12 protein-coding genes and 1 pseudogene are annotated in these 13,934 nt (G+C 63.0%); 11 read left to right on the top strand and 2 right to left on the bottom strand.

The features are described 5' to 3' along the window. Positions 1-261 precede the first annotated feature (261 nt). From IVB07_RS26780 to IVB07_RS26755, 6 genes are read left to right on the top strand one after another with little or no spacing between them, the layout of a single operon-like run. Entirely contained in the window at positions 262-519 is a 258-nt protein-coding gene (locus tag IVB07_RS26780) for a DUF6489 family protein (protein WP_007593837.1), read from the top strand. After that, a complete protein-coding gene (locus tag IVB07_RS26775; protein ID WP_018457034.1) occupies positions 519-1,319 on the top strand; it encodes an alpha/beta hydrolase in 801 nt (266 codons plus the stop codon). Before IVB07_RS26780 ends, IVB07_RS26775 begins: the two co-directional genes overlap by 1 nt. 46 nt (positions 1,320-1,365) lie before the next feature. Beyond that, the gene (locus IVB07_RS26770; protein WP_247766763.1) at positions 1,366-2,916 is read left to right on the top strand and encodes a wax ester/triacylglycerol synthase family O-acyltransferase; all 1,551 of its coding nucleotides are present in this window, start codon (positions 1,366-1,368) and stop codon (positions 2,914-2,916) included. A gap of 10 nt (positions 2,917-2,926) precedes the next feature. Then, positions 2,927-3,922, top strand: a complete 996-nt coding sequence (locus IVB07_RS26765; RefSeq protein WP_085385882.1) for an alpha/beta hydrolase — start codon at positions 2,927-2,929, stop codon at positions 3,920-3,922. A 45-nt stretch (positions 3,923-3,967) separates the two neighbouring features. After that, the gene (locus IVB07_RS26760) at positions 3,968-7,201 is read left to right on the top strand and encodes a cytochrome P450 (RefSeq protein WP_247363482.1); all 3,234 of its coding nucleotides are present in this window, start codon (positions 3,968-3,970) and stop codon (positions 7,199-7,201) included. A gap of 30 nt (positions 7,202-7,231) precedes the next feature. Beyond that, complete coding sequence (locus tag IVB07_RS26755; protein ID WP_204510610.1) at positions 7,232-7,906, top strand: spermidine synthase; 675 nt, start codon at positions 7,232-7,234, stop codon at positions 7,904-7,906. A 29-nt stretch (positions 7,907-7,935) separates the two neighbouring features. On the opposite strand, the gene IVB07_RS26750 is transcribed toward IVB07_RS26755, so the two are convergent. Further along, positions 7,936-8,400, bottom strand: a complete 465-nt coding sequence (locus tag IVB07_RS26750) for a nuclear transport factor 2 family protein (RefSeq protein WP_204510611.1) — start codon at positions 8,398-8,400, stop codon at positions 7,936-7,938. A 149-nt stretch (positions 8,401-8,549) separates the two neighbouring features. Then, positions 8,550-9,465: pseudogene (locus IVB07_RS26745) on the bottom strand (alpha/beta hydrolase). 170 nt (positions 9,466-9,635) lie between these two features. Between IVB07_RS26745 and IVB07_RS26740 the strand changes: the two are divergent. From IVB07_RS26740 to IVB07_RS26720, 5 genes are all read left to right on the top strand, one after another. Continuing rightward, entirely contained in the window at positions 9,636-10,019 is a 384-nt protein-coding gene (locus IVB07_RS26740; RefSeq protein ID WP_018457027.1) for a hypothetical protein, read from the top strand. Continuing rightward, positions 10,016-11,098 (top strand): alpha/beta fold hydrolase, encoded by a 1,083-nt coding sequence (locus IVB07_RS26735; RefSeq protein ID WP_026233284.1) that lies wholly within the window; start codon positions 10,016-10,018, stop codon positions 11,096-11,098. Before IVB07_RS26740 ends, IVB07_RS26735 begins: the two co-directional genes overlap by 4 nt. Further along, the gene (locus tag IVB07_RS26730; protein WP_166517674.1) at positions 11,095-11,688 is read left to right on the top strand and encodes a GNAT family N-acetyltransferase; all 594 of its coding nucleotides are present in this window, start codon (positions 11,095-11,097) and stop codon (positions 11,686-11,688) included. Before IVB07_RS26735 ends, IVB07_RS26730 begins: the two co-directional genes overlap by 4 nt. Positions 11,689-11,890: 202 nt before the next feature. Further along, positions 11,891-12,346: a phasin gene (locus IVB07_RS26725; RefSeq protein WP_204510614.1), complete on the top strand. Its 456-nt coding sequence runs from the start codon at positions 11,891-11,893 to the stop codon at positions 12,344-12,346. Positions 12,347-12,511: 165 nt separating this feature from the next. Further along, positions 12,512-13,798, top strand: a complete 1,287-nt coding sequence (locus tag IVB07_RS26720; protein ID WP_018457023.1) for a DUF445 domain-containing protein — start codon at positions 12,512-12,514, stop codon at positions 13,796-13,798. Positions 13,799-13,934 lie beyond the last annotated feature (136 nt).

Here is a 13,934-nt window from a genome sequence, read left to right as displayed (position 1 = left end):
GGCGGGGCTGATCGAACCATGTTGCCCAGAGTTCTCGACCCGTGCAAGCGCCATTCCAGCAAGGAACGCGCCAAGTTGCACCGCTGTGCAGCAATGCTGACCGGCATGACGGGAGGACGGGCGCGGCCGCGGCCGATTTTGATTGACCATATCCGCCGATCGGGGAAGCCGGAGCGCCGCCACCGGCTTCAGGTCGCTTGCGTTGTACACCGCCTCGCGGCGATACTGCAGTAGGCCGCTCGAATCTCATCTGGAGGGGACATGAAAGTTAACATCGAAATCGACTGTACCCCCCTCGAAGCCCGTCAGTTCATCGGATTGCCCGACCTGGCACCAATGCAGACGGCGGTCATGGACAAGCTGCAGCAGCAGGTTCTGAGCAACATCGACAAGGTCTCGCCGGAATCGCTCATCCAGAGCTGGTTCACCTTCGATCCAAAGCTTGCCGAGCGATTTCAGGACATGTTCGTCACCATGGCCGGCCTCGGCGGCACGCGCAGCGGCGATAAGAAGAAATAATGCCGCCCGGTCCGGACGGGCCGCAGACCTCAGGCCGGCTTCGTCCGCCGGGCCTTGCTTTGCTGCTCGCCGAAGCCCGTGGGTTGCTCGAACTCAACGCCAGCCTGCTGCTGTCGCCGGTCCTGATGCGGGCGCCAAAAGGCGACGGCCATCCGGTGCTGGCGCTGCCTGGCTTCCTCGCCAGCGATCTCTCGATGGCGCCGATGCGGCGCTATCTCAGCGAGCTTGGCTATGAGGCACATGCCTGGCGGATGGGCCGAAATTTCGGCGGGTTCGGACGGATGCGGGATTCGTTGCGCGCCCGTCTAGCCGAAATCCATGCTGCGAGCGGCCGCAAGGTCAGCCTGGTCGGATGGAGTCTCGGCGGCGTCTATGCGCGCGATCTCGCGCTCCAGGCGCCCGACATGGTCCGCAATGCCATCACGCTCGGCAGCCCTTTTGCCAATGACATACGGGCGACCAATGCGACGCGGCTCTACGAGATGATGTCCGGCGAGCGTGTCGAGGATTTCGCCGAGCTGCGCGTGGCGATCGCCGGCGATCTTCCGGTGCCGGCGACGTCGATCTATTCGCGCGCCGACGGGATTGTGAACTGGCGGACCTGCCTGCTGCGTCCCTCCGACCGTGCCGAGAACATCGAGGTGCACCTGGCGAGCCATATCGGGCTTGGGGTGAATCCCGCGGCGCTGTGGGCCGTGGCGGACCGCCTTGCGCAACCGGAGGGAGAGTTCTGGCCATTTGACAGGGCAGGGCCGTTTGCCATTGCATATGCCCCGCCGGAACAGGCAGTATCGGCCTGACGAGAAGCGCCGCCTAAGGCGCCCGTCAAATACTCGGGAGGGAACTATGGCTGACGGTAAGAAGCTGTCGTCGCTGGACGCGTCGTTTCTCTATCTGGAAACGCCGGAAATGCCGATGCATGTCGGGAGCATGGCGATCTTTCGTCTGCCGGACGACTACAAGGGCGACTTCTTCGAAGATTTCAAGGCGATGATCGTCTCGCGCCTGCACATCGCGCCGATCCTCAAAGCGCGGCTGGAGAAGGCGCCGCTCGATATCGATCATCCCTCCTGGATCGAGGACGATCAGTTCGACATTGACCGTCACATCTTCCGCGCCAGCCTGCCGCAGCCGCGCGACCGCGCTACGCTCGAACGCATCGTGGGCTGGATGCACGCCAAGCTCTTGAACCGTGCCCGCCCGCTCTGGGAGTTCTACGTGTTCGAGGGCATGAAGGACAACGAGGTCGGGCTCTATTCCAAGATGCATCATGCCGCCATCGACGGCGGCGCCGGTGCGGCGCTGACCAACATGATCTACGACATCTCGCCGATCCCGCGGAAGGTCGATCCGCCGACCGCGGGAGCGAAGCCCGGGCAGGAGCCGCGCGACATCGCAGCGAACCTGGTCGATTCCTACCAGCAGCTTTTCACCCAGCCGCTCGATGCATCGGCGGCCGCGAAGAATCTGCAGCTGCCACGCACCGGCAAGAGCGATATCGGTTCGATCCTGTTCGACAATGCGATGTACCAGATCGAGAGTGCGGTGCGCTTTGCCGGCAACATCCCAACCATGGTCAAGAGCGTCTCGGACGTGCTCGGCAAGATATCCGATCCAAAATCGCGCGAGAGCCTCGCCAGCATGGTCTCGCCGCCGACCATGCTCAACAAATCGATCTCGTCCGAGCGCAGCTTCGCCGGTGTCTCGATTTCGCTGTCGCGATCCAAGGCGCTGGCCAAGCAGGCCGGCGGCAAACTCAACGACGTCGTGCTGGCGCTCGCTTCCGGGGTGGTCCGGCGCTACCTGCAGCAACATGGAACGTTGCCGGCGAAGTCCTTGACCGCTGCCGTACCGATCTCGCTGCGCGAGGAGGGCAACACCGACGCCAACAACCAGGTGTTCGGCATGATCTGCTCGATCGCAACCAACATCGACGATCCCAAGGCACGCCTGGAAGCCATTATCGCGCAATCGACCAAGTCCAAGGAGATGTCGCATCCGCTGCGGGCTCTGATGCCGCAGATCTCCAATATCTCGATGCTGGGCGCGCCGCTTGTCGTGCAGATCATGGCGCTGCTCTACAGCCGCTCCGACTTGTCGAATGTGTTGCCGCCGGCTGCGAACATTACGGTGTCCAACGTGCCGGGGCCGCGGCAGACGCTCTACGCCGCGGGCGCGGAGCTGTTGCACATCTTCCCGGTATCGATCTCGACGCACGGACAGGCGCTCAACATCACCGTGCAGAGCTATCGCGACCAGCTCGATTTCGGCTTCATCGTCGGCGCCAACATCATTCCGCACGTGCAGGTGATGTGCGACATGCTGCCGGAAGAATTCGCCGCGCTCGAGGCTGCCTATGCTTCGCCCGCGGCGGACATCAAGGGCGCCGCTGAGTAGGAATGTTCCGATGATTGAAATGCCACCGCTCAAGTTCGTACAGACGAACGGAATCCGCATGGGCTATTACGAGGCGGGCCCGGTTACAGACAAGCCGCCGATGGTGCTGTGCCATGGCTGGCCCGAACTCGCATTTTCCTGGCGCCACCAGATCAAGGCGCTGAGCGAGGCCGGCATCCGCGTGATCGCGCCGGACCAGCGCGGCTACGGCGCGACCGACCGGCCAGAGCCGGTCGAGGACTACGACATCGAGCACCTGACCGGCGATCTGATCGGCCTGCTCGACCATCTTCAGATCGACAAGGCGATCTTCGTCGGCCATGACTGGGGCGGTTTTATCGTCTGGCAGATGCCACTCCGGCACATCGACCGGGTCGCCGGCGTGGTCGGCATCAATACGCCTCATACCAACCGCGCCTGGGCCGATCCGATCGAGCTCCTGCGCGCGCGCTTCGGCGAAAAGATGTATATCGTGCAGTTCCAGGATCCCGCGCGTGAGCCCGACAAGATCTTTGGCAGTCGCGTCGAGCAGACCTTCGATGCCTTCATGCGCAAGCCCGTAGCGCGCCCGGCAGATGCTCCGGCGGAGGAAGTCGTCGCGGGTGTCGGTGCCTCCCCGCGACTGAACCTGGCATTTCCGCAGATGATCGCGGGCTACGATGCGAAGCACGATCCTCGCACGCCGATCCTGTCGCCGGAAGAGAAAAAGGTGTTCGTGGACAATTTCACCAGGACGGGCTTCACCGGCGGCATCAACTGGTACCGCAATATGTCCCGCAACTGGATGCGCGCCGAAGGGCTCGATCATACGGTGCGCGTGCCGTCGCTGATGATCATGGCCGAGAACGACGCGGTGTTGCCGCCGTCTTCCGCCGATGGCATGGACAAGCTGATCCCCGATCTGGAAAAATATCTGGTCCGCGACAGCGGCCATTGGACGCAGCAGGAGAAGCCGGAGGAAGTCAGCGCCAAGCTGATCGAATGGCGTAGAAGGCGGTTTGGCTAGCTCGCAACGAGGGCGTTGAATACCGAGGCAGGGGAAGCACTTTTAATGTCATCGAAGAACCGTCTGGACCCGATCCCGCAGCCGCCGACCAAGCCGGTGGTCGGCAACATGCTGTCGCTGGATTCGGCCGCACCGGTGCAGCATCTGACCCGGCTTGCCAAGGAGCTGGGGCCGATCTTCTGGCTCGACATGATGGGCTCGCCGATCGTGGTCGTCTCCGGCCACGATCTCGTCGACGAGCTCTCCGACGAGAAGCGTTTCGACAAGACGGTGCGCGGTGCCCTGCGGCGGGTGCGCGCGGTCGGCGGCGACGGCTTGTTCACGGCCGACACCAGGGAGCCGAACTGGAGCAAGGCGCACAACATCCTGCTCCAGCCTTTCGGCAACCGCGCCATGCAGTCCTATCACCCGAGCATGGTCGACATCGCGGAGCAGCTCGTGGGCAAATGGGAACGGCTCAACGCCGACGACGAGATCGACGTCGTCCACGACATGACGGCGCTGACGCTGGATACGATCGGCCTGTGCGGCTTCGACTACCGCTTCAATTCGTTCTACCGGCGCGATTACCACCCCTTCGTCGAGTCGCTGGTGCGCTCGCTCGAAACCATCATGATGACGCGCGGCCTGCCGTTCGAGCAGCTCTGGATGCAGAAGCGGCGCAAGACCATGGCTGAAGATGTCGACTTCATGAACAGGATGGTCGACGAGATCATTGCGGAGCGCCGCAAGGGAGGCGAGGCGACCGACGACAAGAAGGATATGCTTGCGGCGATGATGACGGGCGTCGATCGCTCGACCGGCGAGCAGCTCGACGACGTCAACATCCGCTACCAGATCAACACGTTCCTGATCGCAGGCCACGAGACCACCAGCGGCCTGTTGTCCTGCGCGCTCTATGCGTTGCTCAAGCACCCCGACATTCTCAAAAAAGCCTATGACGAGGTCGACCGCGTCCTCGGTCCCAATGTCGACGTGCGTCCGACCTATCAACAGGTCACGCAGCTCACTTACATCACGCAGATCCTCAAGGAGGCGCTGCGGCTATGGCCGCCGGCGCCGGCCTATGGCATCTCCCCACTGAACGACGAGGCTATCGGGGGCGGCAAGTACAAGCTCAGGAAGGGCACGTTCACCACCATCCTGGTGACCGCGCTGCATCGCGATCCCTCTGTCTGGGGTCCCAACCCGGATGCGTTCGATCCGGAGAATTTCAGCCGAGAGGCGGAAGCCAAACGGCCGATCAATGCCTGGAAGCCGTTCGGCAACGGCCAGCGCGCCTGCATCGGCCGCGGCTTCGCCATGCACGAGGCCGCGCTCGCGCTCGGCATGATCCTCCAGCGCTTCAAGCTGGTCGACCACCAGCGCTACCAGATGCATCTGAAGGAAACGCTCACGATGAAGCCGGAAGGCTTCAAGATCAAGGTCCGTCCGCGCGCCGATCGCGAGCGCGGCGCTTATGGTGGACCTGTAGCGGTGTCGTCGGCGCCGAAGGCACCGCGCCAGCCCACCGCGCGTCCCGGCCACAACACGCCGATGCTCGTACTTTACGGCTCCAATCTCGGCACCGCCGAAGAGCTGGCGACGCGGATGGCCGACCTTGCCGAGATCAACGGCTTTGCCGTGCATTTGGGGCCGCTCGACGATTACGTCGGCAAGCTGCCGCGGGAGGGCGGCGTCCTGATCATCTGCGCCTCCTATAACGGCGCGCCGCCGGACAATGCGACACAATTTGTCAAATGGCTCGGCGACGAGCTGCCGAAGGATGCGTTTGCCGATGTGCGCTACGCCGTGTTCGGCTGCGGCAACAGCGACTGGGCCGCGACCTATCAATCGGTACCGCGCTTCATCGATGAACAATTATCGGCGCATGGTGCGCGCGCGGTCTATCCGCGTGGCGAAGGCGATGCGCGCAGCGATCTCGACGGCCAGTTTCAGAAATGGTTCCCGGCGGCCGCCCAGGTCGCGACCAAGGAATTCGGCATCGACTGGAATTTCACCCGTACCGCGGAGGATGATCCGCTCTACGCGATCGAGCCGGTCGCGGTGACCGCCGTCAACACCATCGTCGCCCAGGGCGGCGCGGTGGCCATGAAGGTGGTGGTCAATGACGAGCTTCAGAACAAGGCCGGTTCCAATCCGTCGGAGCGCTCGACGCGCCACATCGAGGTGCAGCTGCCGTCCAACATCACGTACCGCGTCGGCGATCATCTGAGTGTGGTCCCGCGCAACGATCCGACGCTGGTGGATTCGGTTGCCCGTCGCTTCGGCTTCCTGCCGGCCGACCAAATCAGGCTTCAGGTCGCCGAAGGCCGCCGCGCGCAATTGCCGGTCGGCGATGCCGTGTCAGTGGGCCGCCTGCTCAGCGAGTTCGTCGAGCTCCAGCAAGTGGCGACACGGAAGCAGATTCAGATCATGGCCGAGCATACGCGTTGTCCGGTCACGAAACCAAAACTGCTGGCCTTCGTTGGCGAGGAGGCCGAAACACTCGAGCGCTATCGCAGCGAGATTCTGGCCAGGCGAAAATCGGTGTTCGATCTGCTGCTCGAATATCCGGCCTGCGAATTGCCGTTCCACGTCTATCTGGAAATGCTCTCGCTGCTGGCGCCGCGCTATTACTCGATCTCGTCTTCGCCGTCGGTCGACCCGGTTCGTTGCAGCGTCACGGTCGGCGTGGTTGAAGGACCGGCCGCCTCCGGCCGCGGCACCTACAAGGGTATCTGCTCGAACTATCTCGCCAATCGACGCGCGGGCGACGTGATCCATGCAACCGTGCGTGAGACCAAGGCCGGCTTCCGGCTCCCGGACGATCCATCCGTGCCGATCGTCATGATCGGCCCGGGCACGGGACTGGCGCCGTTCCGCGGCTTCCTCCAGGAGCGCGCCGCGCGCAAGGTCAAGGGCGCCGCGCTCGGTCCGGCCATGCTGTTTTTCGGCTGCCGTCATCCCGATCAGGATTTTCTCTACGCGGACGAGCTGAAGGCGCTGGCGGCGAGCGGCATCACCGAGCTGTTCACGGCGTTCTCGCGCGCGGAGGGGCCAAAGACCTATGTGCAGCACGTCCTCGCTGCGCAGAAGGACAAGATCTGGCCGCTGATCGAGCAGGGCGCGATCGTCTATGTCTGTGGCGACGGCAGCAAGATGGAGCCCGACGTGAAGGCGGCGCTGGTCGCGATCCATCGCGAGAAGAGCGGCAGCGATGCCGCCACGGCTGCCCGCTGGATCGAGGAGATGGGTGCAAAGAACCGGTATGTTCTGGACGTATGGGCGGGTGGATAACCCGGCAGCCGGACGTGCTAAAGCTCTCGCATGATTCCCTGGGAAAAGATCGATACCGCCAAAATCCCCGGCTCCGATGAAGAGCTTCGCCTGATGCGGCGAGGCAAGGAGTTCTCAATCAAGCTCGGCACCAACGAGCTGATGAACAACCGCCTGTCGGGCTCGGAGGCCGCGCTCGCCACGCTCGCGGCGAAGCAGATCGAGACGGTCGCAAAACCTGTCGTCCTCATCGGGGGCCTGGGCATGGGTTTTACGCTGCGTGCGGCGCTGACCGTGCTCGGAAGCAAGGCGAAGATCGTTGTCTCCGAGCTCGTGCCGGCGGTGGTCGCCTGGGCGCGGGGTCCGATGGCGCAGGTGTTCGGTGACAGTCTCGATGACGTCAGGGTGAGCATCCGGGAAACCGACGTTGGCGAAATCATCCGGGCGCAGCGGTCGGCATTCGATGCCATCCTCCTCGACGTCGATAACGGGCCGGAAGGGCTGACCCGGAAGGGCAATGATGCGCTCTACAATGCGAGTGGGTTGAAGGCGGCGAAGACGGCGCTGCGGACGGGCGGCGTGCTCGCGGTCTGGTCCTCGGGGCCCAACCCGGCCTTCACAAAGCGGCTCGGGAGCGCCGGATTCGAAGTCAACGAAGTCAATATCCGCGCCACCGGAAGAGGCGGTGGCGCACGTCACGTGATCTGGCTGGCGAGGAAGAGCTAGGCCGCCTGCCCAGCAACCGGTTCGATCCGTCAGAACATCGTGTTGTTGTTCGCCGGATTTTCCGGGATCGGTTGCACGACGTCCCAGTGTTCGACAACCTTGCCGTTCTCCAGCTTGAAGATGTCGACGATCGCATTGCCCCTGCTGCCGGGCTCGCGAACCGCGTGAACGTGCAGGATGACGTAGTCGCCATCCACGAAGCTGCGCTTGATCTCGCTGTGCGAGTTCGGGAATTTCTCGCGCAGGAAGCCAATGAACTTTCGGAATCCGTCCGGACCATCGGCCGCGTTTGGATTGTGCTGGACGTAGCGGTCGCCGACATAGGCGAGGGCTGCATCGGCGTCCTTTTGGTTGAGCCCCTTCTCGTAGAACGCAAGGACAGTTTTGCGATTGGCTTCTTCTTGCGCGCCACCCGCCATCGCGGCGCCGCTGGCGAGGGACAGCGTGAGGACTGAAGCAGCGACGATTGCGGCCGACCGGACGATGAGATGCATGTGAACTCCGAGAGGCCGCGGCCTCTTTGTTGGCGATTGAGGTTCTCAGCGATTGAAGGAGGCCTGTATAGCTTTCGCACCGGCACGCGTTAAGAGAGTAACCGGCAGCTCACATGGTCACCGTGAGGAGACTGTCTGCGTCGGTCAATCTACGCCGCCTGCACCTCCGCGCCATGGGCGTGCTTGGCGATGGCGTCGATGATGTCCGGCCAGAACCGCATCGGCAGCGCGTGGCCCATGCCGTCGATCATCAGCAGCTTGGCCCCCGGAATTGACTCTGCCGTGTCCCTGCCGCCCTCGGGGCGGACCAGCGGATCGACGGTGCCGTGGATGACGAGTGTCGGCGTCTTGACGCCATGCAGCCGCTCCTTGCGGCTACCCGAGGCGAGCACCGCGCGGAGCTGCCGGCCGACACCGGCCGGATTGAGCCCGCGCGCGAACACGCGCTCGGCACGACCGGGATCGAGCGCCTCTTCCTCCGGGAAGGACCCGGCCCGCAACACGTTCCAGGTCTGGCCGTAGCGGACGATGAACTCCTCCTTGCTGCGCGGCGGCGGCGCCATCAGCATCGCGGCGGCCTCGCGTGTCGGGGGCGGCAGGCGCGGATTGCCGGTCGTCGACATGATCGAGGTGAGCGAGCGCCACCCGCTCGGGAAACGACAACGTCACTTCCTGCGCAATCATGCCGCCCATGGACGCCCCGACCAGGTGCGCCGACTTGACGCCGAGCGCATCCATCAGCCCGACAGTGTCTTTTGCCATGTCGATCAGCTTGTAGGTTGCGGCCACAGGAATCCTGAGAAACCGGAGCTTCAACAGCTCGAGCGGCGTCAGACGCTTGCCGCCTGTGAGATGGCTCGACTTGCCGATGTCCCGATTGTCGAACCGGATGACGCGAAAGCCGTGCGCGGCGAGCTGCTCACAGAACGCATCGTCCCAGTGGATCATCTGGGCGCCTAACCCCATGATCAGAAGCAGCGGCTCGGCACTGTCGTTGCCGAAAGTCTCGTAACAGATGTCGATGCCGTTGGCGTGGACGGTTTGCGGCGGATGATAGGCGTTCACGGGTGCGTTCCCTCGGCTTTTGATTAATGCTGTATCGCACGGTTTCCCCTCGCAATGAAGCCGCGTCCGCGACACCGGACCCGCTGCTTGCCGGTTGACCGGCACCGCGCAACGGTGTGGTATGGCGAAAAAGGAAGGGCATCGAAGCTCTCGCTTTCAGGAGGACGCCGATGACCGACAAAAGCAACGACCCCATTGCCATGTGGCAGAAGATGGTTGGCGAGATGGAGAAGGGGTTCAACTCCTTCGCCAATCAGGCCATGTCGTCGCCCGAGTTTTCGCAAGCCGTGAACCGGGCCGGCGGCGTTGCTGCAGGTGCTCAGAAGCAGCTCGGCGACCTCATGGAGAAATATCTGGTCTCCATGAATCTGCCGAGCCGGGACCAGGTCACCGGCCTTGCGGAACGGCTACAGTCCATCGAAGGACAGATCGGTGAGATCAAGTCGATGCTGAGCCAGATGGCGGCAAGTTCCGGAATTTCTCAGGGCTCCGATACTGCATTGCGCCCGCCGCGCACCAAGCGCCCGCCGTCTGAAGGCGGAGAGAAGACATGAATGCACCCGCCGGATTAGACTTCGCAGGGATCCCGGAGCGCATCCAGTCCGAGGTGCAACGCGCCATCCAGAGAAGCATCAAGGGCGTCGAATATTTCTCGACGTCCGGCCCCACGCTCGGGTCGACGCCGAAGGACGTGCTGCATTCACGCGGCACGATGAGCCTCTACCACTATCGACCGATGTCCGACGAGATCTATCGAATTCCGATTTTGATCGTGATGGCGACCACCAATCGCGGTTACATTCTCGACCTCGTGCCCGGCCAGAGTTTCATCGAGTTCCTGTTGAAGCGCGGCTACGACGTCTACATGCTCGACTGGAGCGCGCCACGGCCGGAGGAGAAGAGCCTCCGCATGGAGGATTATGTCCTCGACTTCATCCCGGACTGCATCCGCCGCGTGCAGCAGGATTCCGGCGAACAGGACGTCTCCGTCATCGGCTATTGCTTCGGCGGCGTGCTGTCGCTGCTCTACGGCTCGATCCACAAGGATGGGCCGATGAAGAATTTGATCTGCTTCACCACGCCGATCGACTTTCGCGAGATGAAGCTGTTCTCGAACTTCTCCGACCGTCGCTATTTCGACGTCGATCGCCTCGTCGACAGCGTCGGCAACGTGCCGCCCGAGATGATCCTGTCGTCGTTCGAGATGCTGCGCCCGGCCTCCCGCACCGTCAGCCAGATCCAGCTCTGGGAAAACATCTGGAACGACGAGTTCGTCAAATCCTACCGGATGTTCGACCGCTGGGCGACCGACACGCTGCCGCTGGCCGGCGAATATTTCCGCACCATCACCAAGGACCTGATGTGGGACAACAAGCTGTTCAACGACACCATGTCGGTCGGCGGCCGTGCGGCGAAGCTCGAGGACATCAAGGTGCCGTTCCTGCATGCGGTCGCCGAGCATGACCACATCGTGCCGTATGAGGCGGCAAAGCACCTGATCGCCAAGATCGGATCGGAGGACAAGGAGGAGGTGATGCTGAAGGGCGGTCACGTCTCGCTGGTCGCCGGCGCCAATGCGGTGAAGCGGCTGTGGCCGAAACTGGATTCCTGGCTGGGGAAGAGATCGACATGAGTGAGCAGCGTTCCTATCCGCGCCATGTGAAGACGGACGCGGGCGATATCGAGATCCGCCTGATGTCCCCGGCGGACGAAGCCGCGGTGCTCGCCTTCGGCAAGGGCCTGCCGACCCACGACCTGTTGTTCCTGCCGCGCAACATCAGTGAGCCGAAGGTGCTCTCCGCCTGGGTCAAGGAGATCGCGCGCGGCGCGATCACGAGCCTGCTCGCGGTCAGGGACGGCACGGTCGTCGGCTGCGGCACGCTGGTGCGCGATCCGCACTCCTGGTCGCCTCATGTCGGCGAGATCCGAATGGTGGTTTCGCTCGACGTGCGCGGGAAGGGGGTGGGAAGGACGCTGTCGCAGGAGACCTTCGCCCTCGCGCTCGGGGCCGGCCTCGAGAAGCTCTCGGTCCAAATGACGGTCGATCAGCAGGCGGCGATCACGCTGTTCGAGAGCCTTGGCTTCAAGGCCGAGGCACTGCTGCGCGACCATGTTCGCGACGTCGACGGCAAGACCCACGATATCGTGGTGCTCGGGCACAACATCGCGCAGGTCCAGGCCCAGATGGAGGCCTATGGGCTGCTTGGCGCCGTCCAGCATTGAGAACCGCTGGACGGTGTTCGGGAACCCGGATGGTCAGGGAGGCGCCAGATGCCTCTCAACATGGCTATTCACGGTTTCGTGATATCGCACTGCAATATGGATATTGCATCGCACAATTAACTATGACATATAAGCCGTGCCCCGGGCCAAAACCGGACGGGGTGAGCCCATAGCTCAACCAATGAGGATGGAGAGACCCCCAATGACCACCGAAACCAACACCGCTTTCGAAGGCTTCAAGGACGCGTTCAAGAACATCCAGAACCTGGAAGTTCCCGAGGCCGCCCGCGAGTTCGTCAAGAAGTCCGCCAACACTGCCAAGGACCGTGCTGCCGAGGTGTTCGCTGGCTCTGAGCGCGTGACCGCCGCCGTCGAAAACGCGGTGACCGAGACCGTCACCGAAGCCGGCAAGATCAGCCGCAACATCCAGCAGGCGATCTACGAGGACGCCGAGGCATTCTTCGCGGGCATCGACAAGCTCGCGTCCGCCAAGTCGTTCAGCGAAGCTGTCGAGATCCAGTCCGGCCTGCTCCGCGCCCGCGGCGAAGCGTTCGTCTCGCGCGCCAAGGCGACCACCGACTATTTCGGCAAGCTCGCCGCTAACGGTGCGAAGTCCGCTCAGGACAATTTTGCCAAGGTCTACAACAAGACCGCCTGATACGGCCCCCTGAGTAAAAACTGAATTTGAGGCCCGCTTCGGCGGGCCTTTTGTTATTCCGCCGTAGCCGTCATTGCGAGCGAAGCGAAGCAATCCAGTCTGCCTCCTTGGAAAGACTCTGGATTGCTTCGCTTCGTTCGCAATGACGGATAGGGTGATGCTGTGATGACTCCATCAGGCGCCTTCTCTTTCGACACTCCCGGCGACGCCGAACGCGCAGCCGAATTGCGCCGCGTGAAAGCGCTGGCGACGCTGGTGCTGGGCTCGACGCTTGTCCTGTTCGTCGTTGCGAAATGGCTGCTGCCCGTACATCCCGTGTTCGGATTCATCGCGGCCTTCGCCGAAGCCGCGACCATCGGCGGGCTCGCCGACTGGTATGCGGTGGTCGCGCTGTTCAAGCGTCCACTCGGCCTGCCGATCCCACACACCGCGATCATCCAGAGCAACCAGGCCCGTATCGCCGACAAGCTCGGCGAGTTCATCCAGGTGCATTTCCTCGAGGCCGCTCCCGTCGAGGCCAAGCTGAAGGAGATCGATTTCGGCTCCTTCGTCGCCGACTGGCTGCGCGATCGCAAGCGCAGCGATGACCTCGCGCGCTTTGCGCTGCGCCTGCTGCCGGAGGCTGTCTCCGCGACCGAGAGCTCCGGTCTGATGACCTTCATCATCCGCCGCATGTCCTCGCAGCTCCAGGCCGTCGATCTGGCGCCGCTCGCGGCCGGCACGTTGCGCGGCTTCGTCGCGGAAGGGCGGCACCAGATCCTGTTCGACGATCTTCTGCGCGTGATGCACGAGACGCTGAACCAGACCGAGACGATGGCGATCATCCGCGAGAAGGTGCGCGCGGAATTGCCAACCTTGCTCAGGCTCTATCGCGCCGACAAGTTTCTGGTGAACAAGATCGTGGCCTCCGCCACCGCGTTCTTCAATGAAGTGCGCAGCGATCCCAAACATCCTTTTCGCGGCGAGTTCGATCGCATGGTGCTGAGCTTCGTCGACCGGCTCGGCACCGACCAGGCCTATATCGACCGCATCGACGGCTTGAAGCGCGATCTGCTCGCGCGTCCCGAGCTTGCCGATCTCGCCCGCACCGTCTGGGCCAATACGCGGTCCTTCATCGAACGTAGTGCAAGCGGCGAGACGCAGGTGCTGCAGCATCATCTCGCGGGCATGTGTGTCGCGGCGGGCGAAGCGCTTGCGGGCGATGCCGAGCTGCGCGGCGAGATCAACAAGGGGCTGGTCGCGGTGCTGCGCAGTTTCGTCGCGGACCAGAAGAGCGGCGTCTCGACCTTCATCTCCGACCAGGTCAAATCGTGGGATATGGCGCAGCTGATTTCGCTGATCGAAATCAACATTGGCCGCGACCTGCAATACATCCGCTTCAACGGCTCGCTGATCGGCGGGCTGGCGGGTCTTGCGCTTTACTCCGTAGAATTCCTGCTTCGATTGTTGTGACTTTTGCGTCACGGACGTCAGCATTAACGCGCGGGCCTATTGTGGCCCGGGGTGTCTCCCGCTTGAATGTCGGGAACCCGCTGCCTAGCTGATTCATGTTGCGTTGCGGAACGATCAAGAAGCCGGCGTGTTGGAA

It is taken from the genome of Bradyrhizobium sp. 172, assembly GCF_023101065.1.
Classification (GTDB): domain Bacteria; phylum Pseudomonadota; class Alphaproteobacteria; order Rhizobiales; family Xanthobacteraceae; genus Bradyrhizobium; species Bradyrhizobium canariense_D.
This window is presented reverse-complemented; position numbering and strand designations above follow the sequence as displayed.

What these genes read in the sequence shown, in the direction of transcription:
- IVB07_RS26780 (WP_007593837.1), top strand. Translation starts at nt 262, where the DNA reads ATGAAAGTTAACATCGAAATCGACTGTACCCCCCTCGAAGCCCGTCAG.
- IVB07_RS26775 (WP_018457034.1), top strand. Translation starts at nt 519, where the DNA reads ATGCCGCCCGGTCCGGACGGGCCGCAGACCTCAGGCCGGCTTCGTCCG.
- IVB07_RS26770 (WP_247766763.1), top strand. Translation starts at nt 1,366, where the DNA reads ATGGCTGACGGTAAGAAGCTGTCGTCGCTGGACGCGTCGTTTCTCTAT.
- IVB07_RS26765 (WP_085385882.1), top strand. Translation starts at nt 2,927, where the DNA reads ATGATTGAAATGCCACCGCTCAAGTTCGTACAGACGAACGGAATCCGC.
- IVB07_RS26760 (WP_247363482.1), top strand. Translation starts at nt 3,968, where the DNA reads ATGTCATCGAAGAACCGTCTGGACCCGATCCCGCAGCCGCCGACCAAG.
- IVB07_RS26755 (WP_204510610.1), top strand. Translation starts at nt 7,232, where the DNA reads ATGATTCCCTGGGAAAAGATCGATACCGCCAAAATCCCCGGCTCCGAT.
- IVB07_RS26750 (WP_204510611.1), bottom strand. Translation starts at nt 8,400, where the DNA reads ATGCATCTCATCGTCCGGTCGGCCGCAATCGTCGCTGCTTCAGTCCTC.
- IVB07_RS26740 (WP_018457027.1), top strand. Translation starts at nt 9,636, where the DNA reads ATGACCGACAAAAGCAACGACCCCATTGCCATGTGGCAGAAGATGGTT.
- IVB07_RS26735 (WP_026233284.1), top strand. Translation starts at nt 10,016, where the DNA reads ATGAATGCACCCGCCGGATTAGACTTCGCAGGGATCCCGGAGCGCATC.
- IVB07_RS26730 (WP_166517674.1), top strand. Translation starts at nt 11,095, where the DNA reads ATGAGTGAGCAGCGTTCCTATCCGCGCCATGTGAAGACGGACGCGGGC.
- IVB07_RS26725 (WP_204510614.1), top strand. Translation starts at nt 11,891, where the DNA reads ATGACCACCGAAACCAACACCGCTTTCGAAGGCTTCAAGGACGCGTTC.
- IVB07_RS26720 (WP_018457023.1), top strand. Translation starts at nt 12,512, where the DNA reads ATGACTCCATCAGGCGCCTTCTCTTTCGACACTCCCGGCGACGCCGAA.